General features: G+C 70.9%; 27 protein-coding genes. 4 read left to right on the plus strand and 23 right to left on the minus strand.

The genetic code is table 11. The features are described 5' to 3' along the window. Positions 1 to 1,258: 1,258 nt before the first annotated feature. From ABD999_RS07495 to ABD999_RS07520, 6 genes are all read right to left on the minus strand, one after another. Positions 1,259 to 2,836: a molybdopterin-dependent oxidoreductase gene (locus tag ABD999_RS07495; RefSeq protein ID WP_271279084.1), complete on the minus strand. Its 1,578-nt coding sequence runs from the start codon at positions 2,834 to 2,836 to the stop codon at positions 1,259 to 1,261. A gap of 47 nt (positions 2,837 to 2,883) precedes the next feature. Beyond that, positions 2,884 to 3,474: an RdgB/HAM1 family non-canonical purine NTP pyrophosphatase gene (gene rdgB, locus ABD999_RS07500; RefSeq protein ID WP_271279085.1), complete on the minus strand. Its 591-nt coding sequence runs from the start codon at positions 3,472 to 3,474 to the stop codon at positions 2,884 to 2,886. Beyond that, positions 3,471 to 4,190, minus strand: a complete 720-nt coding sequence (gene rph / locus ABD999_RS07505) for a ribonuclease PH (protein WP_148033863.1) — start codon at positions 4,188 to 4,190, stop codon at positions 3,471 to 3,473. The genes rdgB and rph overlap by 4 nt, the downstream gene beginning before the upstream one ends. Positions 4,191 to 4,221: 31 nt before the next feature. After that, positions 4,222 to 4,974 carry an MBL fold metallo-hydrolase gene (locus ABD999_RS07510; RefSeq protein WP_271279086.1) on the minus strand — a complete coding sequence of 251 codons (753 nt, stop codon included), beginning with the start codon at positions 4,972 to 4,974 and terminating at the stop codon, positions 4,222 to 4,224. After that, entirely contained in the window at positions 4,928 to 5,794 is an 867-nt protein-coding gene (gene murI, locus ABD999_RS07515) for a glutamate racemase (protein ID WP_271279087.1), read from the minus strand. The genes ABD999_RS07510 and murI overlap by 47 nt, the downstream gene beginning before the upstream one ends. Before the next feature lie 61 nt (positions 5,795 to 5,855). Beyond that, positions 5,856 to 6,647: a thioesterase family protein gene (locus tag ABD999_RS07520; protein ID WP_148033865.1), complete on the minus strand. Its 792-nt coding sequence runs from the start codon at positions 6,645 to 6,647 to the stop codon at positions 5,856 to 5,858. Between the two features lie 265 nt (positions 6,648 to 6,912). On the opposite strand from ABD999_RS07520, the gene ABD999_RS07525 reads away from it, so the two are divergent. Continuing rightward, complete coding sequence (locus ABD999_RS07525; protein ID WP_345482635.1) at positions 6,913 to 8,754, plus strand: DUF3352 domain-containing protein; 1,842 nt, start codon at positions 6,913 to 6,915, stop codon at positions 8,752 to 8,754. 51 nt (positions 8,755 to 8,805) lie between these two features. On the opposite strand, the gene ABD999_RS07530 is transcribed toward ABD999_RS07525, so the two are convergent. From ABD999_RS07530 to clpS, 5 genes are all read right to left on the minus strand, one after another. Further along, positions 8,806 to 9,753 (minus strand): PLP-dependent cysteine synthase family protein, encoded by a 948-nt coding sequence (locus ABD999_RS07530; protein WP_148033867.1) that lies wholly within the window; start codon positions 9,751 to 9,753, stop codon positions 8,806 to 8,808. 1 nt (position 9,754) lies between these two features. Beyond that, positions 9,755 to 10,027, minus strand: a complete 273-nt coding sequence (locus ABD999_RS07535) for a MoaD/ThiS family protein (protein ID WP_148033868.1) — start codon at positions 10,025 to 10,027, stop codon at positions 9,755 to 9,757. A 159-nt stretch (positions 10,028 to 10,186) separates the two neighbouring features. Continuing rightward, entirely contained in the window at positions 10,187 to 10,588 is a 402-nt protein-coding gene (locus ABD999_RS07540; protein WP_148033869.1) for a M67 family metallopeptidase, read from the minus strand. 10 nt (positions 10,589 to 10,598) lie between these two features. Further along, positions 10,599 to 11,129 carry a DUF2017 domain-containing protein gene (locus ABD999_RS07545; RefSeq protein ID WP_463670017.1) on the minus strand — a complete coding sequence of 177 codons (531 nt, stop codon included), beginning with the start codon at positions 11,127 to 11,129 and terminating at the stop codon, positions 10,599 to 10,601. Positions 11,130 to 11,133: 4 nt separating this feature from the next. Continuing rightward, complete coding sequence (gene clpS / locus ABD999_RS07550; protein WP_378525232.1) at positions 11,134 to 11,433, minus strand: ATP-dependent Clp protease adapter ClpS; 300 nt, start codon at positions 11,431 to 11,433, stop codon at positions 11,134 to 11,136. Between the two features lie 40 nt (positions 11,434 to 11,473). Between clpS and ABD999_RS07555 the strand changes: the two genes are divergently transcribed. Next, positions 11,474 to 12,757, plus strand: coding sequence for a nicotinate phosphoribosyltransferase (locus tag ABD999_RS07555; protein WP_246640380.1), 1,284 nt, complete (start codon positions 11,474 to 11,476; stop codon positions 12,755 to 12,757). Positions 12,758 to 12,772: 15 nt separating this feature from the next. Then, on the plus strand, positions 12,773 to 13,342 hold the full coding sequence (locus ABD999_RS07560) for a nicotinamidase (RefSeq protein WP_271280149.1): 570 nt from the start codon (positions 12,773 to 12,775) through the stop codon (positions 13,340 to 13,342). On the opposite strand, the gene ABD999_RS07565 is transcribed toward ABD999_RS07560, so the two are convergent. The 11 genes from ABD999_RS07565 to ABD999_RS07615 form a co-directional block, all read right to left on the minus strand. Beyond that, a complete protein-coding gene (locus tag ABD999_RS07565) occupies positions 13,339 to 13,761 on the minus strand; it encodes a PIN domain-containing protein (protein WP_271280150.1) in 423 nt (140 codons plus the stop codon). The two genes, ABD999_RS07560 and ABD999_RS07565, sit on opposite strands and share 4 nt — an antisense overlap. Then, positions 13,761 to 13,997, minus strand: a complete 237-nt coding sequence (locus tag ABD999_RS07570; protein WP_219546535.1) for a ribbon-helix-helix domain-containing protein — start codon at positions 13,995 to 13,997, stop codon at positions 13,761 to 13,763. The genes ABD999_RS07565 and ABD999_RS07570 overlap by 1 nt, the downstream gene beginning before the upstream one ends. Positions 13,998 to 14,331: 334 nt before the next feature. Further along, positions 14,332 to 14,499: a nucleotidyltransferase domain-containing protein gene (locus ABD999_RS07575; RefSeq protein WP_271280151.1), complete on the minus strand. Its 168-nt coding sequence runs from the start codon at positions 14,497 to 14,499 to the stop codon at positions 14,332 to 14,334. 73 nt (positions 14,500 to 14,572) lie between these two features. Then, positions 14,573 to 15,400, minus strand: a complete 828-nt coding sequence (locus ABD999_RS07580) for a hypothetical protein (protein ID WP_271280152.1) — start codon at positions 15,398 to 15,400, stop codon at positions 14,573 to 14,575. Continuing rightward, entirely contained in the window at positions 15,393 to 15,968 is a 576-nt protein-coding gene (locus ABD999_RS07585) for an RNA polymerase sigma factor (protein WP_271280153.1), read from the minus strand. Before ABD999_RS07585 ends, ABD999_RS07580 begins: the two co-directional genes overlap by 8 nt. Before the next feature lie 80 nt (positions 15,969 to 16,048). After that, positions 16,049 to 16,411, minus strand: a complete 363-nt coding sequence (locus ABD999_RS07590) for an STAS domain-containing protein (protein WP_261808804.1) — start codon at positions 16,409 to 16,411, stop codon at positions 16,049 to 16,051. A gap of 163 nt (positions 16,412 to 16,574) precedes the next feature. Then, on the minus strand, positions 16,575 to 18,320 hold the full coding sequence (locus ABD999_RS07595) for a DEAD/DEAH box helicase (RefSeq protein WP_271280154.1): 1,746 nt from the start codon (positions 18,318 to 18,320) through the stop codon (positions 16,575 to 16,577). Between the two features lie 123 nt (positions 18,321 to 18,443). After that, positions 18,444 to 19,079: a hypothetical protein gene (locus ABD999_RS07600; RefSeq protein ID WP_345482637.1), complete on the minus strand. Its 636-nt coding sequence runs from the start codon at positions 19,077 to 19,079 to the stop codon at positions 18,444 to 18,446. A 71-nt stretch (positions 19,080 to 19,150) separates the two neighbouring features. After that, positions 19,151 to 20,545 (minus strand): MFS transporter, encoded by a 1,395-nt coding sequence (locus tag ABD999_RS07605; RefSeq protein ID WP_271279919.1) that lies wholly within the window; start codon positions 20,543 to 20,545, stop codon positions 19,151 to 19,153. 48 nt (positions 20,546 to 20,593) lie between these two features. Then, positions 20,594 to 20,854, minus strand: a complete 261-nt coding sequence (locus ABD999_RS07610; protein WP_148033880.1) for a DUF3039 domain-containing protein — start codon at positions 20,852 to 20,854, stop codon at positions 20,594 to 20,596. Between the two features lie 86 nt (positions 20,855 to 20,940). Then, positions 20,941 to 22,545, minus strand: a complete 1,605-nt coding sequence (locus ABD999_RS07615) for a DHA2 family efflux MFS transporter permease subunit (RefSeq protein WP_219546530.1) — start codon at positions 22,543 to 22,545, stop codon at positions 20,941 to 20,943. Positions 22,546 to 22,678: 133 nt separating this feature from the next. On the opposite strand from ABD999_RS07615, the gene ABD999_RS07620 reads away from it, so the two are divergent. After that, entirely contained in the window at positions 22,679 to 23,287 is a 609-nt protein-coding gene (locus ABD999_RS07620; protein ID WP_148033882.1) for a TetR family transcriptional regulator, read from the plus strand. On the opposite strand, the gene ABD999_RS07625 is transcribed toward ABD999_RS07620, so the two are convergent. Beyond that, complete coding sequence (locus ABD999_RS07625) at positions 23,288 to 23,866, minus strand: YqgE/AlgH family protein (protein WP_148033883.1); 579 nt, start codon at positions 23,864 to 23,866, stop codon at positions 23,288 to 23,290. It lies immediately after the preceding gene. Between the last annotated feature and the right edge of the window lie 73 nt (positions 23,867 to 23,939).

Genomic DNA, 23,939 nt, shown 5'->3' on the forward strand with positions numbered 1-23,939 from the left:
CGGTGGGAGGCTCGTGGTCGTACGGGCGCATGGGGGTGGGCCAGGACGTCGGCCCACCGGCCCGTACGGGACCGCCGCTCTCTCCTGCGGACGGTGCCGGTGCACCGCCGTCGGTCGTCATCCGCGTCTGGAGGAAGCTCACCGGAGGGACAGCGGGCGCGACGGCCTGACCGTCCGCATCGCGTTCACGCTGTTCGAACGGCCGCGAGTCGCCATCCTCTTCGTCGCGTTCGCGCCGCTCGAACGGCGGCGAGCCGCCACCCTCCGGAGCCTCTGCTTTCCCGCCGGACTCGGCAGGCCGGGGTGTCGCACTCCCGAACCCGCCGTTCTCCCACGCCCCGGCACCTTGGGTACCGGCCCTCCCGGCACCAGGCGGGTCGGCGAGGTTCTCCTGCGGCACCGGCCACCCGGAACCCCGGGCCACCGTCGCCGGACCCCGCTGACCAGAACCTCTGACAGGCGAACCGTCCCGCCCCGCATCGCCCCACCGAAACGACCTTCCGGCAGGCGGACCGTCACTCCCCCGCCCCGCCGCGCCCTCAACAGGCGACGCACCAGCATCCGCGCCACCCCGCTGACCGGCACCTCCGGCGGGCGAACCACCAGAATCCGCACCACCACCCCACGTCGGATCTCCCGCAGACGGACCGCCGGCACCGTCACCGACCCGCTGACCAGGACCGCTGGTGGGCGAACCATCAGAATCCCCACCACACCACGTCGCGGGCGGAGCGGCGCCGTCGTTGTCCTGCCGCCACACCGGGGCGTCGCGGTCCCGCCGCCGCACCGAAACGTCAGGGTTCCGGTCATCGCGCCAGGAACGGGACGGGCCGTCGGCGAGCCGGTTGCCGGGGCTCTCGGCGTGCTCCCCCGGACGCGGGCTCGCGGCAGGCCGGGGCGTCGCGTCCGCGGGCGGCGGGCTGGAGTTCCAGGGGCCTTCGCGGCTGCCCTGGACGGGTTCGCCGCCACCCGTGGGGTCGGTCGGGGATGGGTCGGTCGGTTCGGAGTCGGGCGGTCCGGGGGCAGTGGCGTTCTCGTAGTCGAGCCACCGCACCCCGTCTGCGACCACGGGGTTGTACTGCCCCTCGGGTAGGACCCACCGGACGCCGGACTTGCGGTCGCGGGCCACGTCCTGCCTCCTGTCACTGCTCGACGACCGATCGTAGGGGCGGACAGCGTGACGCAGGGGCGAAAGTCAGGAAGATTCTCGGCCAGGACTGGGCGCCCTACCAGCACAAACGCCCTATCAACGGACGAGTCAGGTGACGTGGACGTCGATCGTGTGCCAGCCGGTGGCGCCGTCGGGCATCACCGGGGCGCGCTGCTCGGTCTGGGTGTATCCGGCCGCGTCCGTCGCCCGTACTTCGAGCGTGTGATCCCCCGGCGTGGCGTCCCAGTCGAGCGCCCACTGCCGCCAGGTGTCCGGGCCGGGCACCTGGGCGAGCCGGGCCTCCCGCCACGCGCCCCGGTCGACCCGTACCTCCACCGCGTCGACACCCTTGTGCTGCGCCCAGGCGACGCCCGCGATCGTCGTGCGGCCCGCCGGCACCGTGGCCCCCTCCGCCGGGACGTCGATCCGGGACTCCGTCTTGATGGGCGCCCTGGCCGACCAGCCGCGCGGCGTCCAGTACGCCTCGTCGGTGTCGAACCTGGTCGCCTTGACGTCCACCACCCACTTGGTCGCCGAGACGTACCCGTACAGACCCGGCACCACCTGCCGCACCGGGAAACCGTGGGCCACGGGAAGCGGCTCGCCGTTCATCGCGACGGCGAACAGGGCGTCCCTGCCGTCCATGACCACGTCCACCGGCGTGCCGCAGGTGAAGCCGTCGGAGGAGGTCGACAGCAGCATGTCGGCCTCCGGGCGGAGCCCCGCCTCGCGCAGCACGTCGGCCATCCGCACCCCGAGCCAGCGCGCGTTGCCCACGAGGGGGCCGCCGACCTCGTTGGAGACGCAGGCGAGGGTGATGTCGGCCTCCATGAGCGGGCGCCTGAGCAGTTCCTCGTACGTGATCTCGATCGGACGGTCGACGAGGCCGTGCACGCGCAGGGTCCACGCCCGCGGGTCCACCTGGGGGACGATGAGCGCGGTGTCCACCCGGTAGAAGTCGGCGTTCGGGGTGACGAACGGCGACAGGCCCCTGATCCTGAGATCGACTCCGGCCGGAAGGGGTGGGGCCGGCACGGCGGGCGCGGGGATCGCGACGTTGACCCGTGCCGCGTCGACGGCGCGAGCACCACTGAGCGAACGGCCCACGACAGCGGCGGCCCCGGCGGCCACCACTCCCCCGGCGGCCCCGGTCAGCAGCCTGCGCCGGTCGAACGCGTACGGCATGCCCGGAGCCCACATGACCCCGGGCCGCTCGACGTCCCCGGCGGAAACCTCGCGGACGGAAGGCGTGGCGCGGCGGAGGATCCAGGACAGGGCCAGGGCGCCCGCCGCCACCCCCGCCAGCGTCGGCAGCGCGTCGGCGGCCGTCGCGCCGGGCCTGGTCAGCACCGCCACCAGCCCCACCACCCCGAACAGCGCCAGCCCCGCCGTCCCGTACGCGCGGCGGCGCCGGGCCACGACGCCGATGCCGGCCGCGATCAGGGTGAGCACCACGAGCACGCCGCCGATGAGGACGTTCTTGTCGTTCTCGCCGAAGGTCCGGATCGCGAACTCCTTCAGCGGCGCCGGCGACAGGTCGACCACCCAGTCGCCCACGGCCAGGACCGGGAACGACGAGGCTCGTACCAGCCCCGCGCCGAGCTGCGCGACGCCGAGCGCCACGGCGCCCGCCACGATGCCTGCCAGCGCGCCCGCCCAGACGGGCGTGACCTGATTACTCCGCACGACTCCGACGCTACGCCGCGCGGCGCCCGGCAGGTCTTAAGGGATGGTTACGGCGCCAGCAGTTCGTGCACGATCGGCGCGAGCGCGCGGAAGGCGCGGCCCCGGTGGGAGATCGCGTCCTTCTCGCCGGCCGTCATCTCGGCCGTGGTGCGGCTGTCGCCGTCGGGCACGAAGATCGGGTCGTACCCGAAGCCGCCCGAGCCGCGCGGGGCGCGCACGAGATGACCGGGCAGGACGCCCTCGGCCACCCTGGACTCGCCCGAGGGCAGCGACAGCGCGGCCACGCAGGTGAAGTGGGCGGTGAGCTTGTCGTCGGGCACGTCGGACACCTGGGCGAGCAGCAGGTCGAGGTTGGCCTGGTCGTCGCCGTGACGGCCCGACCAGCGGGCGGAGAACACGCCGGGCATGCCGCTGAGCACGTCGACGCAGAGCCCGGAGTCGTCGGCCACCGAGGGCAGGCCCGACTGCCTGGCCACCTCGCGGGCCTTGAGCAGGGCGTTGTCCTCGAAGGTGACGCCGGTCTCGGCCACGTCGCCGATCTCCGGGAACTCCTCCAGCCCCACGATGTCGAACCCGGCGAGGATGCGCCGCAGCTCGGCGATCTTGCCGGGGTTGCGGGTGGCGAGCAGGATCCTCATGCGGACAGCGCCTCCTGCTGGATGAGCGTGAGCTCCTCACAGCCGGTCACGGCGAGGTCGAGCAGCCGGTCGAGCGCGCCGCGGTCGAACGGGGCGCCCTCGGCGGTGCCCTGCACCTCGACGAAGCTGCCCTCGCCGGTCATGACGACGTTCATGTCGGTCTCGGCGGCGACGTCCTCGACGTAGCAGAGGTCGAGCATCGGCACCGAGCCGACGACGCCCACGGAGACCGCCGACACCGAGCCGATGAGCGGGTCGCCGGGACACATCTTGCGCTCGCGCATCCAGGCGACGGCGTCGGCGAGCGCGACGTAGGCGCCGGTGATGGCGGCGGTCCTGGTGCCGCCGTCGGCCTGCAGGACGTCGCAGTCGAGCAGGATCGAGTTCTCGCCCAGGGCCTTGTAGTCGACGCAGGCGCGCAGCGAGCGGCCGATCAGGCGGGAGATCTCGTGGGTCCGTCCGCCGATCTTGCCGCGGACGGACTCGCGGTCGTTGCGGGTGTTGGTGGCCCGCGGGAGCATCGCGTATTCGCCCGTCACCCAGCCCTGGCCGGTGCCGCGCCGCCAGCGCGGCACGCTGTCCTGGACGGACGCGGCGCACAGCACCCGCGTCTGGCCGAACTCCACCAGCACGGACCCCTCCGCGTGGGTGATCCAGTTGCGGGTGATGGTGATGGGGCGGAGCTGGTCGGGGTTTCGGCCATCCTGTCGCGACATGCAGATCAGCCTATCCCCGCCCCGCACGACCTCACGCCAGGTCGTAGACGGCGCCGCTGCGGGCCAGCTCGATCGGCCCGGCGAAGCCGCCCCGGGTGGCGTCGTCCAGCACGTCGGCCGGGTCGTTCCAGGGGACGAGGTGGGTGAGCACGAGCCGCCCGGCCCCGGCCTCAGCGGCGTGCTCGGCCGCCTGGCGGCCGGACAAGTGGAGCCCGGTGGGCAGGTCGGGGCCGTCGAGCATCGACGCCTCGCACAACAGCAGGTCGGCGTCGGTGGCCAGCTTGACCAGCTCGGCGCACTCGCCGGTGTCGCCGGAGTAGACGACGCTCCGCCCGCCGTGCTCGACGCGGAACCCGTACGCCTCCACCGGGTGGTTGACCAGGGCCGCGGTCACCGTGAACGGGCCGGCCTCGATCGTGCCCGGCGCGAGCCCCGCGAAGTCGAAGGCGGTCTCCAGCCCGGGCTCGTCCGGCATGCCGTAGGCGGCGGCGAGCCGGCGCGGCGCGTCGGCCGGCGCGTGGACGGGCACCCGCGGGTACGGGGCGTCGGGGCCGTAGGTGCGGGCCACGTGGTAGCCGCACAGGTCGAGGCAGTGATCGGCGTGCAGGTGGGTCAGGCAGATCGCGTCGACGTCGTACAGGCCGATGTGGCGCTGGAGCACTCCCAGGGACCCGCTGCCGAAGTCGAGCAGCAGCCGGAAGCCCTCCGCCTCGACGAGGTAGCAGGACGCGGGGCTGTCAGGGCCGGGAAAACTTCCCGAGCAGCCGATGATGGTCACTTTCATGCGGGCCTCCCTTGACGGTGGTACCCCCCACTGGAGCGACTTCGACCGCGTCGATCTCCGGACCCAGGAAGCGGCGTCCGAGCCGGGCGAAGAGCGTGGAGTCGCCGGTGGCGCGGAAGCGGTGCCGGGGGCTGGCCTCGCCGCCGGCCGCCAGGCCGCGGTCGTGCAGGATGCGGTAGACGTCCTTGGCCGTCTCGTCCGCGCTGGACACCAGCGTGACCCCGTCGCCCGCGACATAGGAGATCGCGCCGGTGAGCAGCGGGTAGTGGGTGCAGCCGAGGATGAGCGTGTCGCATCCGGCGTCCTGGATGGGCTCCAGGTAGCCGCGGACGACCTCGATGAGCTGCTCGCTCATCGTCTCGCCGCGCTCGACGTACGACACCAGGTGTGGGGCGGCCACGCCGGTGAGCTGGACGTCGGGAGCGGCGGTGAAGGCGTCGTGGTAGGCCATCGACTCGATCGTGGCCCGGGTGGCGATCACACCGACCCTGCCGTTGCGGGTGGCGCGCACCGCCCGCCGGGTGGCGGGCTGGATCACCTCGACGACGGGCACGTCGTAGCGCTCGCGGGCGTCCCGCAGCACGGCGGCGCTGGCGCTGTTGCAGGCGATCACGAGCATCTTGACGTCCTGCTCGACGAGGTGGTCCATCACCTCCAGGGCGTAGGCGCGCAGCTCGGCGATGCGTTTGGGCCCGTACGGCTGCCGGGCCGTGTCGGCCACGTAGGTGATGGACTCATGGGGCAGCTGGTCGATGATCGCCCGGGCGACCGTGAGGCCGCCCACCCCGCTGTCGAAGATCCCAATACTCGCGTCCGGCACGCTTCAGAGGGTAGGCGACCTGCGCTCTTTTCACTGCGTAAGAATGCTCACAGCGCGCGTGTCAACCTCGCCCCACCCGTGCCAGCTGGCGCGACTGCGCCACCAGGCGGCCCGTCGAGTCCCACACCTCCGCGTCCTCGTCGAACCAGCCGTCGGCGACGAGCCGGCCGCCGGCCAGCACGGTGAGCCAGCCGGGGGCGGGCAGCGCGCGCAGGTGCCAGGTGAGCTCGACGGTCGGCGCCCAGCCGCGCAGGCCGGCGGAGAACACCACGGGCGGCAGCGCGTCCACGGCCACCGCCAGCACGAACGGGTCGGGGTCCTGCGGCTCGGCCATCCGGAAGTAGGCGCGCGACTCGGGCCGGCCGGCGGGCGCGCCGGAGAGCCAGCCGATGCTCGGCGGGTCGAACACGACCTCCACCTGGGCGTTCATGTTCATGTTCGACTCGGGCTTGGGGTCCGGCAGCTTGACGCACTCCTCCAGGGGCGGCATGGCGTGCGCGGGCCCGTCGGCGTAGACGGGATCGGCGTTGGTCAGCGTGGCGGTGGTGACGAGGGTCTCGATCTGCGCGACGCCGTCCTGGACGAGGGTGGCGCGGGTGAACGCGGCGGTCTTGCCGGTCTTGATCCGCTCGACGCGTACGGTGGCGGGCCCTGGCACGGGAGCCTTGAGGAACTGCGCGGTGGTGCTCACCGGGTGCGCGAACGGCGAGTCGTCGACCACCGCCCGCAGGACCACCGCCATCAGGTAGCCGCCGTTGAGCGGGCCGCCGATCTGGTAGCCGGGGTCGAGGCAGACGTCGTAGGTGGTCTCGTCGACCCGGATCGCCTGCGTGGCCTCGTCGAACTTGGTCATCCGCCCCTGCCTCAAGTACGGAACTATATTCTAGTGAGTTCATACTGTACATCCAGAAACCCACCCCAAACCGGGCCGCCTGCACACTTCAGCGCATTGCAAGCGGGGGTCTAGCAACATCAGCTACCTTCTGTGTGATTTAAATGTCCACACTGTGAGTTGAGTGATGTCTGCGAACAATCCCCCGCCGGGGCAGGATCCTGACCGGACGACAGCGTTCCGGTGGAATCAGGAGCAGCAGCCCGAGAACCCGCCGACGACGCCTATGTCTCACGGCCAGCCGTATCCCCCGCAGCAGCCGTACCAGCAGCAGGCCCCGTACGGCCAGCAGCCCCAGTACGGTCAGCCGCAGTACGGTCAGCAGGCCGACCCAGGTCAGCAGTCCCCTTACGGGCAGCAGGCGTCCTACGGGCAGCAGCCTCCGCACGGCGGCCAGCCCGGCTACGACCCGCAGCAGTACGGGCAACCCCAGTACGGGCAACCCCAATACGGCCAACAGCCTGAGTACGGCCAGCAGCCTGAGTACGGCCAGCAGCCCCAGTACAGCCAGCAACAGCAGTACGGTCAGCAGCAGGGCTACGGGCAGCAGAGCTTTGGACAGCAGGGTTACGGGCAGCAGGAGCAGCTTGGCTGGCAGGCCCCGGGCCAGGATTTCCCCGGCCACGGCGGCGAGCCGCCCAAGAAGGGCCGCAAGGGCTGGGTGATCGCCGTCGCGGCGGCGCTGGCCGTGGTGCTCTTCGGCGGCGGCGCCTGGGCCGTGGGCTCGTTCCTCGGCGGCGGCGGCACGCAGCCGCACGACGTGCTGCCCGCCGACGCCATCGCCTACGTCCGCCTGGACCTCGACCCGGCCGCCAACCAGAAGCTGGCCCTGTTCCAGATCGCGCAGAAGTTCTCCACCACCAAGGACACCTTCCAGGGCGACGACCCGCGCAAGGCTTTCTTCGACTCCCTGAAGGAGAGCGACAACAGCCTCAAGGACGTCGACTTCGCCAAGGACATCGACCCGTGGCTCGGGAGCCGGGTCGGGGTCGGCGTGCTGCCCAGCGGCGGCGAGGAGCCCGGCGTCGCGATGGCGATCCAGGTGAAGGACGAGGAGGCCGCCAAGGCCGGCATCGCCAAGATGATGGGGAAGAGCAAGCACGGCCTGGCCTTCCGCGAGGACTACGCGATCGTCGCCGAGACGCAGGAGAACGCCGACAAGTACGCGGCCGCGGAGACCACGCTGGCCGACAACGCCGACTTCAGCGGCGACCTGAGCGCCATCGGGGAGCAGGGCGTGCTGTCGTTCTGGGCGCACATGGGCAAGGTCGCCGAGCTCTCGGGCGAGACGCTGACCGCCGAGCAGCAGCAGGTGGTCGAGCAGGTCAAGACCGCCAGGTTCGCGGGCGCGCTGCGGTTCGACGGCGGGTACGTCGAGCTCGCCGGCGTGCTGCGCGGCGCCAAGGACCTGACCGGCGGCGAGGACGTGCCGACCGCGAACCTGGCCGCGCTGCCGGGCTCGACCGCGGGCGCGCTCACGATCTCCGGCCTGGACAAGATCGTCACCAAGCAGTGGGCCGAGATCCAGAAGTCGGCCGGGGCGTCCCAGGAGTTCCAGACGTTCCTGCAGCAGGCGCAGACCCAGTTCGGGCTCAAGCTGCCGGACGACCTGGCCACCGTGCTCGGCCAGAATTTCACCGTGGCCGTCGACAGCGAGGGCCTCGACACCCAGCAGTTCAAGGCGGGCGTGCGGATCACCACCGACGCCGCCAAGGCCCAGGCCATCCTGGACCGGGTGCAGCAGAGCCTGAACGCCCAGGGGCAGCAGGTGCAGATCGCCAAGGTCGCCGGCGACGGCGTCTTCACCGTGGCGACCACCGACGAGTACGCCAAGACGCTCGCCGGTGAGGGCACGCTCGGCGAGAGCGAGACCTTCCAGACCGCCATCCCTGACGCGGGCGAGGCCACGTACGGCCTGTTCGTCGACCTGGACAAGGTGGAGAAGCTCTACCTGGCGAACATGCGGGGCGAGGAGAAGGCCAACCTGGAGGTGCTGCGCGCCGTCGGCCTCAGCGGCAAGCAGACCGACACGGAAGTGACGTTCTCCATGCGGGTGCTGTTCAACTGATGACGGGACGCGAAGGGGCGGCCGGCGCGCGCCGGCCGCCCCTTCGCGGTCTCAGGCCCAGAGCTGGCCTTCGAGCCGCTGCTCGGCCTCGTCGAGGGTGCCTTCGTAGGCGCCCGTCGAGAGATACTTCCAGCCGCCGTCGGCCACCACGAACACGACGTCGGCCCGCCGGCCCGCCTTGACGGCCTTGCGCGCGACGCCCAGGGCGGCGTGGAGGGCCGCGCCGGTGGACACGCCCGCGAAGATGCCCTCGGAAGACAGCAACTCGCGGGTGCGGCGCAGCGCGTCGGCCGACCCCACGGAGAACCGGGTGGTCAGCACCGACTCGTCGTACAGCTCGGGGATGAAGCCCTCGTCGACGTTGCGCAGCCCGTACACGAGCTCGCCGTAGCGCGGCTCGGCGGCCACGATCTGCACCTCGGGCACGCGCTCGCGCAGGAAGCGGCCGACGCCCATGAGGGTGCCGGTGGTGCCCAGGCCCGCGACGAAGTGGGTCACGGTGGGCAGGTCCTCGAGGATCTCCGGCCCGGTCGTCTCGTAGTGGGAGCGCCAGTTGGCCGGGTTGCCGTACTGGTAGAGCATGACCCAGTCGGGATGGGACTCGGCCAGGCCCTTGGCCACCCGCACCGCCTCGTTGGAGCCGCCCGCGGCCGGCGAGGAGATGATCTCCGCACCCCACATGCGCAGCAGCTGGCGGCGCTCATCCGAGGTGTTCTCCGGCATGACGCACACCAGGCGATAGCCCTTGAGCTTGGCCGCCATGGCCAGCGAGATGCCGGTGTTGCCGCTGGTCGGCTCCAGGATCGTGCAGCCGGGGGTGAGCAGGCCGTCCTTCTCCGCCTGCTCGACCATCCACAGCGCCGGGCGGTCCTTGATGGAGCCGGTGGGGTTGCGGTCCTCGAGTTTGGCCCAGACGCGCACGTCGGCGGACGGGGACAGCCTCGGCAGCCCCACCATGGGCGTCCGGCCGACCGAGTCGGTCAGCGATTCGAACCGCATGTCACCCGCCGGCGACGGCCGGGAGGACGGTCACCGTGTCGCCGTCGGAGACGGGGGTGCCGAGCCCGCCGAGGAAGCGCACGTCCTCGTCGTTCAGGTAGACGTTGACGAAGCGGCGCAGGCCGTTGTCGTCGACGAGGCGGTCCTTGATGCCGGGGTGGCGGGACTCCAGGCTGGCGATCAGCTCGTCCAGGGTCGCGCCTTCGGCGCTGACGGCCTTGGCGCCGTCGGTGTAGTTACGCAGGATGGTCGGAATGCGGACCTCGATGGCCATCGCTGTCAATCTCCTCGATCTGGTCGTCGTCCCCATCGGCATGCAACACCGACGGGTGTCTGGGGATTCCTGCTCAGTTACCTGATCAGAGCCAGCGACAGTCGTACAGGAGGACAGCCGGAGTGTGCGCGAAGAGGAAACTCTGCACAGGCCAGCCCATCATGGGATGAACCTTACCTCTTCCTCGGTGATCTCACCGTCCAGGATCCGGTACGAGCGGAACTCGACGTCCGTCTCGTGCCTGGTCGAGACCAGGACGTAGTGGGCGTTCGGCTCTGACGCGTATGAGACGTCGGTCCGCGACGGGTATGCCTCGGTGGCCGTGTGGGAGTGGTAGATCACCACCGGCTCCTCGTCGCGGTCGTCCATCTCACGCCAGACGCGGAACTGCTCCATCGAGTCGAACCGGTAGAAGGTGGGCGAGCGCTCGGCGTTCTCCATCGGGATGAACCGCTCCGGGACGCCGTCACGCCCCGCGATCACGCCGCATGCCTCGTCGGGGTGGTCGGCCCGGGCATGCGCGACGATCTTGTCGGCCAGTTCCTTCGAGATGGTCAGCATGCTGCGGAAGTTACCAGAGCGCTCGGACCAGGCTGTCTTGCAGGTAGGTGAGCCAGTCGTAGGTGACGAACGCCGGGTAGCGCGGGTCGTCCTCGGACATCGACTCGAGCTCGTCGTGGATCTCCTCGGTCACCTCCAGGCGGGTGCCGAGCGTGAGCCGGACGTCGTTGAGCGAGCGCAGCCAGGCCTGGGCCTGCTCGGGAGTGAGCTCCACCCGGCCCGGCGCGGCGGTGTCGAGCAGGGTCTGGGCGTCGGCGCGCTTGCCGTCGCGGAGCGTCGCCTCGGTGTAGCGGCGGAACTCCGTCGACTCCTCCTCGTCCTCGTAAGCCGACGGGAACAGCCGCGCCAGCACCGGATCGGACGGCGCCGCGCCGTCGCCGATGCCGAGCGCCCGCTCCAGCGGGTCGTCGCTGGTCTCACCGGGCGCGACCAGCCCGAGCACCATCCCGACGAGCGAGGACAGGATCGAGACCTCCGCGGCCTCGAACTTCGCGATCACCGCTCCGTCGCGTCCGGAGGAGAACCCCGAGCTCACCGGCACCGCCTCACTTGACCGAATCCGGCTGGACCGTCGCCCACAGGCCGTAGGAGTGGAGAATCTGCACATCGCGTTCCATCTCTTCGCGCGTGCCGCTGGACACGACGGCCTTCCCCTTGTGGTGGACGTCCATCATCAGCTTCTCGGCCTTCTCCCGGGTGTAGCCGAAGACCGTTTGGAAGACATAGGTCACATAGGACATGAGGTTGACCGGGTCGTTCCAGACGATCGTCACCCACGGCAGATCGGGCCGGACGTCCTGTGAAGGACGCTCGACGGTGATTGGAGCGGTGCTACCCACATCCATGAGTCTGCCCTATGTGGGCCGTAGTCTTCGACTCGTGACGATGACCATGAGCACCGCGTTGCTGACAGATCACTATGAGCTGACGATGCTGCAGGCGGCGTTGCGAAGCGGCGCGGCACACCGGCGAGCGGTCTTCGAGGTGTTCGCCCGCCACCTGCCCGGCGGGCGGCGCTACGGAGTGGTCGCCGGGGCGGGACGCGTCCTCGACGAGCTGGAACGCTTCCGTTTCGGTGACGAAGAACTCACTTTTCTCCAGGAGCACAACGTCGTCGACGAGCCGACCCTCGCGTTCCTGGCCGAGTACCGGTTCTCGGGGAGCATCCACGGCTACCGCGAGGGCGACCTGTACTTCCCCGCCTCCCCCATCATGGTCGTGGAGGGCACGTTCGCCGAGGCCGTGCTGCTGGAGACGCTGATCCTCTCGGTGCTGAACCACGACTGCGCGATCGCCTCGGCCGCCTCCCGGATGGTGAACGCGGCCGGCAAGCGGCCGATCATCGAGATGGGCGCCCGCCGCACGCACGAGCAGGCCGCGGTGGCCGCCGCCCGCGCCGCCTACCTCGCCGGGTTCTCCTCCACCTCCAACCTGCAGGCCGGGCGGCTGTACGGGATCCCCACGGCCGGCACGGCCGCGCACGCGTTCACGCTCCTGCACGACTCGGAGGAGCAGGCGTTCGAGGCCCAGATCGCCACGCTGGGCCCCGGCACCACGCTGCTCGTCGACACCTACGACGTGCGTGAGGCCGTGCGCACCGCGGTCGAGCTGGCCGGCGAGAAGCTGGGCGCCGTCCGCATCGACTCCGGCGACCTGGCCGCCGCCGCCCAGGAGGTACGCGAGCAGCTCGACTCGCTCGGCGCCTTCCACACCCGCATCCTGGTCACCTCCGACCTGGACGAGTACGCGATCGCCGCGCTGGCCGCGGCCCCGGTCGACGGCTACGGCGTCGGCACCTCCCTGGTGACCGGCTCGGGCGTGCCCACGGCCGCGCTGGTCTACAAGCTGGTGGCCCGCGAGACCAGGACCGGCAAGCTGGAACCGGTGGCCAAACGGTCGGTCGGCAAGCCGTCGCGGGGCGGGCGCAAGCAGGCCTACCGCCTGCTGAACAAGTCGGACCACTACGAGACGGAGCTGGTCACCACGTCCGGGCTGGTGCCGGAGGGCGGCGTGCCGCTGCTGACCGAGTTCGTACGCGAGGGCGAAATCGTCGGCCGCGAACCCCTCGCCGAGGCGCGGGCGCGGCACGCCGAGGCGATCGCCCGCCTGCCGCAGGACGCGCTCCACCTCGCCCGGGGGTACGCGGCGATCCCCACGGAGTTCGCCTGACGTATCGTGGGCCGTATGGGTACGGCGCTGATCATCGTCGATGTGCAGAACGACTTCTGCGAGGGAGGCAGCCTCGCCGTGGCGGGCGGCTCCGAGGTCGCGGCCGCGATCTCGCGACACGTGGCCGGCCACGGCTACGACCACGTGGTGGCCACCCGCGACTACCACGTCGACCCCGGCTCCCACTTCGCCGACGAGCCCGACTTCGCCACCTCCTGGCCGGCCCACTGCGTGGCGGGCACCCCCGGCGCCGACTTCCACCCGGCGTTCGACATGTCGGCCGTGGAGGAGGTCTTCAGCAAGGGCGCCCACGAGGCGGCCTACAGCGGCTTCGAGGGCACCTCCGGCGACGGCGTCCCGCTGGCGGAGTGGCTGCGCCAGCACGGCGTGCGCGACGTCGACGTGGTGGGCATCGCCACCGACCACTGCGTCCGCGCCACCGCCATCGACGCCGTCAAGCACGGCCTCACGGTCCGCGTGCTGCTCGACCTCACGGCCGGCGTGGCCAAGCAGACGACGGACGCCGCCGTGGCCCAGCTCGACGCCGCCGGCGCCACCCTCCACGGCGCCCCGATCGTCCGCTAGTCGAGGTCGGCGGGCAACACGGTGAACGCGTCGCCCCAGAGCGGCTTCATAGCCCGGAAGTGCCGCTGATCCAGCGTCAGCACCCGAGTCGTCTCATAGCGGGCCGCGATGAGGGCCACAGAGGCGTCGGTCAGCCCGACCTGCATGTTCGCGTACTGCTCCACGATGTCCACCGCCTGTCGTACGTCCAGTGCGGATATGACGACCATCTCGTAGAACCCGCTGCTCACGCTCCGCAGAAAGTCGAGCTCGCGGCGCACTCCCACGAGCTTGAGGATCATGTAGTCGGTCTCAGCGAGCACGTACGGAGACAGGAGTATCGGCCCTCGCTCCATGAAGAGCACGTCGCGCGCTTCTTTGTGCTGCGGCTGCCCGGGGTCGATCGCGGCGAGCAGGCCGCTGGTGTCAAGAACTAGCATCAGCCGCGCCCGTTCTCTCCGAAGCCCTCCGCGAGGATCTCGTCGATGCGTTCGGCCGTCAGCGGCTCGCCGCTGATCTCGAAGAGCGGCAGCGTGGGACGGGGCCGCTCGGTCAGGACCTCGGCGCCGAGCATCCGCGCGATCGCCTCGCGCATGTAGGCGTCCTCGGACATGTGATGCGCCCTGGCCGCTTCCGCGACCCGCTGCTTCATGTCCTCCGGCAGGTACAGACTCACCTCTGGCACTCCTCTACGGTAACGCGGCGTCCCTGCGACACCACCGATCACGAAGAGTACAGATTTCCTCACGCTCCGGTTATGTAGGTGCCAAGAACCCGAAGACCTTCCTCCACCCGGGAGGAAAGATCTCTACCACCGGTTCACATCATCAGACGGCCCCGCCACGGATGTGCGCCGTGCTCGGTCTCCGCAGTCTCGCTGGGGCGGGGTGAGCAGGGGCAGCATGCGGTCGAAGTCCATCTCGTCCTTGGGGCGCGGCGCCCGCGCCTTGTAGAGGAGCCGGACCTCTGGAGCGAGCCGGCGCAGGGGACGCCGGCGACGGTGAGGGCGGTCAGGGGGCGGCGGGGGCGTGGTCGCGGCGCAGCAGGCCGAGGTCCACGTCGCCGTGCGTGCGGTACGCGTGGCCGACCGCCGGCTCGATCGCGTGTCCGCCGCCGATCCACCATGGCAGCGGCGCGGTCGCCAGCAGGGCGGCCACCTCGGCGAGGCCACGTGTCATGCGAAGCGGCCGACCCTAGGAGAGCCGGGTTCCCGGCGGCCCCGTGGCGGGGCCGCCGGGTGAGGGCGCGTCGCTAGTCGCCGCTGTGGTGGAGGATCTTGGAGCCGTCGTCGGAGCTGCCGCCCGTGTCGTGCCGAGGGCCCTGACCGTCACCCTCGGTGACGTTGCGGGTCCCCTTCTCCGGGCCGCCCTGCTCGAAGCGCTCGTTGACCTTGGGACCCTTCTCACCCTCGCCGGAATCGGCGGGAGCGGGCACCGAGACCGGCGTGCACTCCTTCACCTCGCCCTTGATCACCGCGACGTTCATGCCGGAGGGCGCCTTGCCGGACCCGCCGCCGGAGATGGCCAGGACCAGCGTCTCGCCGCTGCCGACCGCGCCCTTGGTGATGGTGAAGTCCACGCCGCCGCCGTTCGAGCGGAGGCCGGTCTCCACCCGCCCGCTCGCCTTGGCGGGCTCGCCCCGCGTGCCCTGGCAGGTCTTCCCCTCGGGCAGGTAGTCGACCGCGGCGTTGACGCCCTTGTCCGCCAGCGCTTCCTCAAGGCTGCCGGGGTCGCTGAACTCGTTGATGGTCACCTTGATCGAGCCGTCGGCCTGAGAGGTGACGGCGAACGCCGGGGCCGCGCCGCCGTTGACCAGCAGCGCCGCGAGAGCGGCCGCCGCGACCCCCGACAGCGCGACGCCCAGCTTGACGAAGCGCGGCACCCGTCGCGCCGCGGTCCCCCGGACGGCGCCCTGGGTGGCGAGCGCGCCCGCCGCGAGAGCCTCGCGGGGTGGCGTGCCCGCTGTCAGGCCGCTGAGCGTGATCTCCTCGCTGAGCGCGGCACGCATCTCAGCGAGCCGCGCCTCGCCGGGCTCCGGCGCGTCCGCGCGCATCTCTTGGAGCACCCGCAGGTCATCCATGATCGTTCTCCTCGTCGACGTCCGTCGGATTCATCCCGCCCAGAGCGGCGCGGGTCTTCTTCCTGGCCCGGTGCAGCCGGGACCTGACGGTCCCCACCGGGATGCCGAGCGCCTGGGCCACCTCCTCGTAGCCCAGGTCGGCCCACGCGATCATCAGCAGCACCTCACGCTCGTCGGGGGACAGCTCGGCCAGCGCGCGGGCCAGGTCGCGCTGTGCCGCCGACGCCGACACCCGCGCGTCCACCCGGTCGGCGTAGCTCTCCACCACGTCGTCCACGCCGGTCCTGGCCAGCGCCTGGTAGGACCTGACCTCGCTGCGGCGGTGCTTGCCGATCAGGTTGGCGGCCATCCCGTACAGCCAGGGGCGGGCGTCGGTGTGGCGCACGTCGTACCGGTCGCGCCGCCGGAAGGCGGCCAGGAACGTGTCGGCCACGACGTCGTCGGCGAGCGAGTCGCCCAGCCGCCGGGTGACGTAGCGGTGCAGGGCGGGCGCGTGACGGTCGAACAGCGTCGAGAAGGCGGCCGGGTCCCGCCAGGACTGTTCGATCACCTCGGCGTCCGTGGACACGCGTTCTGTGTCCGTAATCAAATCGCCCCCTTTCCATCGGGTGTCGTACTCCCTTTCACCCGATGGCGGGAAACGGGTTCTCAGGCCCGCATGCCGGCGTGGCGCAACGCCTCGTCGAGAGTGCCGAAGACCTCGAAGGCGTTGCGCAGCCCGGTGATGGACAGCACCCGGGCCATCACGCCCTGCACGCCGCCCAGCAGCAGCCCGGTGTCACGCGCCTCGCAGCGGTGCATGATGTCCAGGAGCTCGTTCATGCCCATCGAATCGCAGAAACCGACCTCTTGCATGTCGAGGATCAGGAACGGCGTGGGCGGCAGGTCCCACACCCGGGTGAGGTGATCGCGGAGCGCCGGGAGCCCGTACACGTCGATCTCGCCGCTCAGCCGGATGACGATCGCATTGGAGAAGAGCCCGGACGAGACGGCGAGCATCGACCTTCCCATGGCCTCAGGCGACATGAGCACGTCCCTCTGGATCTCCGTTAGGCAGCCCATCGGAAAGTGTTGCCTGTCCGGCCTGCTTTCTAACGGAAGGCTACTGCTCTGTTGCCAAACGCATAGGGTTACGGAGCGTCACGATCTCCGGGGCCGCTGATCCGAAAGCCGCCTACCGGCGCTGGGTCGCCCAGCGCCGGATGAGGTCGATGCGTTCCTGGATCTGCTCGGCGGTCGCCTGCGCGATCGGCGGCCCGCCGGCGGAGCGGCGCAGCTCGGCGTGGATCACGCCGTGGGGCTGGCCGGTGCGGTGGTTCCACGCGCCGACCAGGCCGTTGAGCTCGCGCCGCAGCTCGGCGATGCGCTCGTGCGGGGCCAGGGTGTCCTTGGGCTCGGGCTGCTTGCGCTTGGCCGCCTGCTGATCGGACTGACGCTTGCGCAGCAATGTGGCCACCTGGTCTGGCTCCAGCAGGCCGGGCAGGCCGAGGAAGTCTTCTTCCTCGGCGGAGCCGACCTCGGCGCCGGTGCCGAACTCGCCGCCGTCGAAGAGCACCCGGTCGAAGGTGGCCGAGGTCTCCATGGTCTCGAACGGCAGCTCGTCGCCGAGGACGTCGGGGGTGTCCTTCTTGCGGTTGGCGTCGTCGAGCAGGCTGTCGTCGAGGCCGTCCTCGGGCGGGCGGCGGTTGAGCACGTGGTCGCGCTCGGCCTCCATCTCGTTGGCCAGGCCCATGAGGGTCGGCACCGAGGGCAGGAACACCGAGGCGGTCTCGCCGCGCTTGCGGGCGCGCACGAAGCGCCCCACGGCCTGGGCGAAGAACAACGGGGTGGAGGTGGAGGTGGCGTAGACGCCCACGCACAGCCGCGGGATGTCGACGCCTTCGGAGACCATGCGGACCGCGACCAGCCAGCGGTCGCCCGAGGCGGCGAAGTTCTTGATCTTCTTGGACGCGCCGGGGTCGTCGGAGAGCACGACGGTGGCCGCCTCGCCGGCGATGTTGCGCAGGTGGCGGGCGTAGGCACGGGCCGTCTCGTGGTCGGTGGCGATCACCAGGCCGCCCGCGTCGGGCACGTGGCGGCGCACCTCGGTCAGGCGGCGGTCGGCGGCCTGCATGACCTGGCGGATCCAGTCGCCCTTCGGATCGAGGGCTGCGCGCCAGGCCTGGGAGAGCTGGTCCTTGGTGAGCGGGGTGCCGAGCGTGGCGGCGAGCTCGTCGCCGGCGCGGGTGCGCCACCTCATCTCGCCGGAGTAGGCCAGGAAGATGACCGGCCGCACGACGTTGTCGGCGAGCGCGGGACCGTAGCCGTAGGAGTAGTCGGCGCGGCTGCGCTTGAGGCCCTCGGCGTCTTCCTCGTAGGTGACGAACGGGATCGGGCTGTCGTCGGAGCGGAACGGGGTGCCGGTGAGCTGCAGCCGCCGGGCGGCCGGCTCGAACGCCTCCTGCACGCCGTCGCCCCAGGACTTGGCGTCGCCCGCGTGGTGGATCTCGTCGAAGATGACCAGCGTCTTGCGGGCTTCGGTGCGGGCGCGGTGGAGCGCGGGGTGCATGGCGACCTGGGCGTAGGTCACCGCGACCCCGGTGTAGTCGCGGCTGGTGGTGCCCTGGCTGTTCTTGAACTCGGGGTCGATGCTGATGCCGACCTTGCCGGCGGCGTCGGCCCACTGGCGCTTGAGGTGCTCGGTCGGGGTGACGATGGTGATCGCGCGGATCACCCCGCGGGTGAGCAGCTCGCTGGCGATGCGCAGGGCGTAGGTGGTCTTGCCGGCGCCCGGCGTGGCCACGGTGAGGAAGTCTCGCGGCTCTCGCCCGAAGTAGAGGTCGAACGCCTCCTGCTGCCAGGCGCGCAACTTGGGCGCGGTGCCCCACGCGGCGCGGTCGGGATAGGAAGGCGACAGGTGGGATGCGGCGAAGGTGCTCACCGCATCACCTCTGGGGTTCGTGTGCTTCGCTTTCTCACAGTGTCCCAAGAGTAGACCGGCCCACCGACAAGACGTGCCGTGCTCCTCGATCCTGGCCAAGCTCTCCCGCGCGTGCTATGGGCGTTATCGGGCACTGGCCATCACCCCGTCCAGCGCCTGCCTGGCGGCCGTCTCCTCGGGCTGGAGCAGCCCGAGGACGAGCGCCGCCTTCCCGCCGGTCGTGACAAGCGTCACACGCAGGTACGCGGGACGGTTCACCACGTCGTCGTACCGGGCCAGCAGCGCCCTGGTGTGGCCGCCGGCGACCGGCCGGTCGTCGACCACCTTGACCCTGTCCCCCTTCAGCAGGAGGCGCGCGTAGTGCTCGGCGGCGTCCTTCACACCCGCGCGCGGGTCGGCGATCTCTCCCGGCAGCGGCCTGGTCATGACCAGGCCGCCGTCGTCGTTCCTGGCCGACGAGGTGAACCCGGTGACGGGCGCCACCTTCTCTTCCTCCCAGCCGGGCGGCAGCGCCAGCCGCACCCCGGCCAGCGTGTCGGTCAGCGGCGTGGCCTCCCCGCCCGAGGGCATCAGCCGGAGCACGGCGAGGGCGAGCGCCGCCACCAGCCCGGCCGCGGCCACGACCGCCAGCACGGGCCGGGCCAGGCGCCCCAGCGCGCGCCGCGGCACCCGGGGGCCGGGGTCGGCGGGGGTGCCGTACATGCGCGCGGACGGCGGCAGGGAGTCCCATCGCGTACGGACGCGGTCGTCACGCTCCACGACCGCTGTCCTACCATCCCGGGGCGGCCCCGGTCCGGCGATCCGTTGCCGGTGTGGCTGGAGGGACGGATTCAGGCTGCCGGGTCGGTGACCCGGGCCGAAAGGAAGGTGGCGGCCAGCCCGATCAGCGCCATCAGCCCGCAGATCACCGCGAATCCCACCGCGATCTGGCTGGGCGTGAAGCCGATCACGTTCGACAGGGCGCCGCCGACGCCGAGCGCGAGCGCCGCGCCGAGCATGTCGGTCACAGACAGCGCGGCGCTGTTGGCGCCCTGCTCGTTGACCGGCGACTGCTTGAGCGCGGTCACGTTGATGGTGGCCATCGCCATCCCCATCCCGAACCCGGCGACGATCCAGGCCGGCACCGCGACCCAGCCGGTCACCCCGGCCACGACCGAGGGCACGACCAGCAGGATGCCGGCGGTCACGCAGGCCGCGCCCATCCTGATCCTGCGGTACGGGTCGATCACGCGCCTGCTCTGCAGATAGGAGCCGGCCGACCAGCCGAGCGCCCCGGTGGTCAGCGCGATGCCCGCCTGGGCGGTGGTGAACCCCTTGACGTCGGTCAGGGCGAGCGGGATGAAGCCGTTGACCCCGAAGAACGCGGCGGCGAACAGCCCGCGCATCATGACAGTCGTCGGCAGCCCGCGGCCGAACCGGAGCGCACCCGGCGGCAGCAGCCTGGCCAGCCCGTAGCCGAGCGCCGCCAGCCCGAGCACACACCACACGACGCTGACCAGCGGCGCGTCGTACAGCTCCTCGACCCCGTACAGCAGCACACCGCTGCCCACGGCGGTGGCGGTGGCGGCCACCGTCATGGCCATCGGGCGCGAGCGCGGGCCGGTGGCGGGCTCGTGGTCGTCGGCCGGCCGCCTGAGCGAGGGCAGGAGCATGAGCAGGGCGGGCACGACCAGCGGGATGATGCCGTAGAACACCCAACGCCAGCCGAGGTGCTCGGCGACGAACCCCGCCACGGACGGGCCGATCATCGACGGCAGCACCCACGCGGCCGACAGCGCCGCGAAGACCCGGGGCCGCACGTCCTGCGGATAGACCCGGGCGATCATGACATACAGCGCCACGACCGTCGGCCCGGCGCCGAGCCCCTGCACGGCCCGCGCCAGCAGGAACATCTCCTTGCCCGTCGCGGCCCCGGCCAGCGCCATGCCGAGCACGAACAGCACCAGACCGGCCAGGAACGGCAGCGCGTAGCCGCGCCGGTCGGCCCACAGACCCGCCACCACGTTGGCGAAGAGGCTGGCGATGAAGAAGGCGGAGAAGCTGACGCCGTAGAGCTCCAGGGCCCGCAGGTCCTTGGAGACCTCCGGCATGATGACACTGACCGACATGCCCTCGAAGGCGACCAGCGTGACGACGAGGAGGATGCCCAGGGTCGCCGTGCGGTATGCGGGGCCGAAGATGCGCGGGGCATCGTATGGGGTGTCGAGTGCTTTCGGTGCTGTCACCCGGACATCGTATTCAGGCGTGACCCCAGGGCAGACCCGGTGGCCGGGTTACTTGTCCTTGCCGTCGCCCTCGCCGCCACCGGACGGCAGACCTTCGTAGATCTCCTTGCACTCCGGGCAGACGGGGTATTTCTTCGGGTCGCGGCTGGGCACCCACACCTTGCCGCACAGGGCCCGGATCGGCGTGCCCGTCACCATGGACTCGGTGATCTTGTGCTTGTCGGCGTAGTGGGCGAAGCGTTCGTGGTCACCGTCGCCGTGTGACGTCTTCGGACGCGTTTCCTGCTCTGGAAGGATCTTCGTGCTCACCCCACCGAGTCTATGCCCGCCGCGCGCCGATCCAGGAAAGTGGTACGGCCCCCGCCCGGTGCGGGCGGGGGCCGTGTCCAAGGGGTTCAGCCGACGTGGACGGGGACGTCCTCCGTCTTGCGTCCGGCCTTGACGAACAGGGCCAGCACGGCCGTCAGCAGCGCGATCCCGGTGCTCACCAGGAAGGCGAGGTGCATGCCGTCCATGAAGGCGCTCTTCGCGGCCGGGCCCACGATCTGGGCGATCTGCTCGGGAGTGCCCGGCGGGAGCCCGCCGAACGAGGCCGCCGCCTCCAGCTGCGCGAGCTGGTCGGGCGGGATCGACTGGGCGGCCGGGCCGAGGTAGCCGGGCAGCTTGGCGGAGATCTGCCCCGCCATGACCGCGCCAAGGATGGCGGTGCCGAGCGCGCCGCCGACCTGCATGGCCGACTGCTGAAGGCCGCCCGCCACGCCGGTGAGCCCTTCGGGGGCGTTGCCCACGATGATCTCGGTGGCGCCGACGAACACCGGCGACATACCGAACGCCAGCACCACGAACGGGATCGAGGTCTCCAGGAACGTGGCGTCCATCGTCAGCTGGGACATCAGGAACATGGCCCCCGAGGTCACCACCAGACCGGCCGCCATGGTGAGCCGCGGCCCGAGCTTGCCGAGCAGGATGCCCGCCAGCGGCGAGGCGACGATCATGCCCGCGCTCATGGGCAGCATCCGGATGCCGGCCTCCAGGGGGGTCAGCCCGTGGGTGCCCTGGAAGAAGAAGCCCAGGAAGAACATGGCGCCGAACATCGCGAAGGCGACCATCATCATCAGCACGGTGCCGATGGAGATCGACGCGTTGGCGAACAGCGACAGCGGCACCAGCGGCTGCTTGGCCCGGCTCTGCCAGAAGACGAAGGCGGCGGTGAGCACCGCGAACATGCCGAGGAAGGTCAGCGTGGTCGAATCGCCCCAGCCCCACTCGGGCGCCTTGATGATCGACCAGACGAGCGCGAACATGGCGCCGGACAGCAGCACCACGCCGCCCCAGTCGATCTTGTTCAGCACCTTGATCGGGCTCTTCTCGATGAGCAGCGCGCCCATGATGAGGGCGATGACGCCCACCGGGGCGTTGATGAAGAAGACCGACTCCCAGCTCACGTTCTCCACCAGCACGCCGCCCACGATCGGGCCGGCGGCGCTGGACAGGCCGATGATCGCACCCCACGCGCCCATCGCCTGCTTCAGCCTGTCGCCGGGGAACGCCTCGCGCAGCAGCGCCAGCGCGGCGGGCTGCAGCAGCGCGCCGAACAGGCCCTGCAGCACGCGCAGGCCGATCAGCATGCCGGCCGGCGACACGCCGGGGACGACGTCGGCCAGCTCGGCGCTGAAGCCGATGCCCACCGACACGAGGGCGAAGCCGCCCACGCCGATGAGGAAGACGCGCTTGTGCCCGAAAAGGTCGCCCAGCTTCCCCGCGGTGATCAGGAACACGGCCAGGGCCAGCAGGTAGCCGCTGGTCACCCACTGCAGCTCGGCCAGCGTCGCGCCCAAGTCGGCCTGGATCACCGGGTTCGCGATGCCGACCACGGTGCCGTCGAGCATCACCATGATGACGCCCAGGCTCACCGCCAGCAGCACCAGCCAAGGATTGCCGCGAGCCCCGGTCTTGCCCGGCGGCGACGACGGCGCGGCCACCGTCTTCGCATCTGCCATTGAATCCCCCTCAATTGTCTCTTAAACCTCAGGAACCATAGTGGCAGACGCTGCCACATGACAAACGGGTTTTATTCGCCAGAAGCTGACATGTGGCAGTATGTGACATCACGATGTCGAGGGAGTGACAGACATGGGACTACGAGAGCGCAAGAAGGAAAAGACGCGGGTCGCCCTTCTGGATGCCGCACTCGATCTTTTCCTCGAACAAGGGTACGACTCGACGCCGATCGACCAGATAGCGGAGGCCGTCGAGGTCTCTCCACGCACCTTCTTCCGTTACTTCACCAGCAAGGAACACCTGATCCTGTGGCTCCACGACCAGGTCGAGGAGACGATGCTGGAGGTCCTGGCCGACCGCCCCGCGGACGAGCCGCCGTTCGTCTCCATGACCCACGCCCTGCGCGCGCAGCTGCGCACCATGGAGTACGCAACACCGGACGACGTCGCGCGATTCCTCAAGGTGAGGCGCCTTCTCGACACCACCCCCCACCTGGCCCACAGCACCTTCGCCCGGGCCGTCGAGTCCGAACGGCGCCTGGTCGAGGCCATCGCCGCCCGCCAGGGCGTCGACCCGTACGAGAGCCCGCTCCCCCATCTCGTCGTGACGTTCGTGATGGCCGCCATGCGGATCGGATTCACCTGCCCGGCGGACCCGCCCGACCTCCAGAAGATCGTCCGGCGCATGGAGGAGACGCTCCAGCTCGTGGAGCGCTCGCTGCGCCCCGGCTGGGACGCCTAGTCAGTTCATCGTGGGATCGTCCGGGCAGGTCGCCACGAACGCCAGCTCACCTTTCTGCCGCCGCAGCACGTGTCGCCAGAGCGAGCCGGGATCGGCGTGGAAGGTGTCGCCGGCCTCCGAGTCGACGACGTACCACGCGCCCTCCGCGATCTCGCTCTCCAGCTGGCCCGTGGTCCAGCCCGCGTAGCCGGCGAAGATGCGCATCTGCGCGATCTCGCCCTGGAGGATCTCGGGCGGCGCGTCCAGGTCGACCGTGCCGAGCCGCGACACCGCCGCGGTGCCGGCGTGGAGCCGGCGCCAGCCCAGCGGCTCCTCCCCGCTCGGCACGGCGGCCAGCGCGAGCGCGCTGTCGGTCTGCACCGGCCCGCCCTCGAAGAGCACCGGCGGCCCGGTCACCAGGGGGTCCCACACGGGCAGCACCTGGGTCACCGAGATCTCGCTCGGCCGGTTGAGAACCACGCCGAGCGTGCCGCCGTCGTGGTCGTGTTCGAGGATGAGCACGACGCTACGCCGGAAGTTGGGATCGTCGAGAAGCGGCGTCGCCACCAACAACCCGCCGACGTAGATCGCTTCCGCCATACATCCATCATGAAGGAGGAAGGGGGCTCTTCGCGCCTACAGCCGCCGCATGTTACTCAACGTAGCGATATGG

The organism is Nonomuraea ferruginea, assembly GCF_039540635.1.
GTDB classification, from domain to species: Bacteria; Actinomycetota; Actinomycetes; order Streptosporangiales; family Streptosporangiaceae; genus Nonomuraea; species Nonomuraea ferruginea.

Excerpts from the sequence above, each read along its gene's own strand:
- ABD999_RS07535 (WP_148033868.1), bottom strand. The coding sequence starts at position 10,027 with ATGGCCATCGAGGTCCGCATTCCGACCATCCTGCGTAACTACACCGAC.
- clpS (WP_378525232.1), bottom strand. The coding sequence starts at position 11,433 with ATGGATGTGGGTAGCACCGCTCCAATCACCGTCGAGCGTCCTTCACAG.
- ABD999_RS07560 (WP_271280149.1), top strand. The coding sequence starts at position 12,773 with ATGGGTACGGCGCTGATCATCGTCGATGTGCAGAACGACTTCTGCGAG.
- ABD999_RS07520 (WP_148033865.1), bottom strand. The coding sequence starts at position 6,647 with ATGACCAAGTTCGACGAGGCCACGCAGGCGATCCGGGTCGACGAGACC.
- rdgB (WP_271279085.1), bottom strand. The coding sequence starts at position 3,474 with ATGAGGATCCTGCTCGCCACCCGCAACCCCGGCAAGATCGCCGAGCTG.
- ABD999_RS07620 (WP_148033882.1), top strand. The coding sequence starts at position 22,679 with ATGGGACTACGAGAGCGCAAGAAGGAAAAGACGCGGGTCGCCCTTCTG.
- ABD999_RS07530 (WP_148033867.1), bottom strand. The coding sequence starts at position 9,753 with ATGCGGTTCGAATCGCTGACCGACTCGGTCGGCCGGACGCCCATGGTG.
- ABD999_RS07590 (WP_261808804.1), bottom strand. The coding sequence starts at position 16,411 with ATGGGAAGGTCGATGCTCGCCGTCTCGTCCGGGCTCTTCTCCAATGCG.
- ABD999_RS07625 (WP_148033883.1), bottom strand. The coding sequence starts at position 23,866 with ATGGCGGAAGCGATCTACGTCGGCGGGTTGTTGGTGGCGACGCCGCTT.
- ABD999_RS07565 (WP_271280150.1), bottom strand. The coding sequence starts at position 13,761 with ATGCTAGTTCTTGACACCAGCGGCCTGCTCGCCGCGATCGACCCCGGG.
- ABD999_RS07615 (WP_219546530.1), bottom strand. The coding sequence starts at position 22,545 with ATGGCAGATGCGAAGACGGTGGCCGCGCCGTCGTCGCCGCCGGGCAAG.
- rph (WP_148033863.1), bottom strand. The coding sequence starts at position 4,190 with ATGTCGCGACAGGATGGCCGAAACCCCGACCAGCTCCGCCCCATCACC.
- ABD999_RS07510 (WP_271279086.1), bottom strand. The coding sequence starts at position 4,974 with ATGAAAGTGACCATCATCGGCTGCTCGGGAAGTTTTCCCGGCCCTGAC.
- ABD999_RS07575 (WP_271280151.1), bottom strand. The coding sequence starts at position 14,499 with ATGACACGTGGCCTCGCCGAGGTGGCCGCCCTGCTGGCGACCGCGCCG.
- ABD999_RS07540 (WP_148033869.1), bottom strand. The coding sequence starts at position 10,588 with ATGCTGACCATCTCGAAGGAACTGGCCGACAAGATCGTCGCGCATGCC.
- ABD999_RS07555 (WP_246640380.1), top strand. The coding sequence starts at position 11,474 with ATGACCATGAGCACCGCGTTGCTGACAGATCACTATGAGCTGACGATG.
- ABD999_RS07525 (WP_345482635.1), top strand. The coding sequence starts at position 6,913 with ATGTCTCACGGCCAGCCGTATCCCCCGCAGCAGCCGTACCAGCAGCAG.
- ABD999_RS07580 (WP_271280152.1), bottom strand. The coding sequence starts at position 15,400 with ATGGATGACCTGCGGGTGCTCCAAGAGATGCGCGCGGACGCGCCGGAG.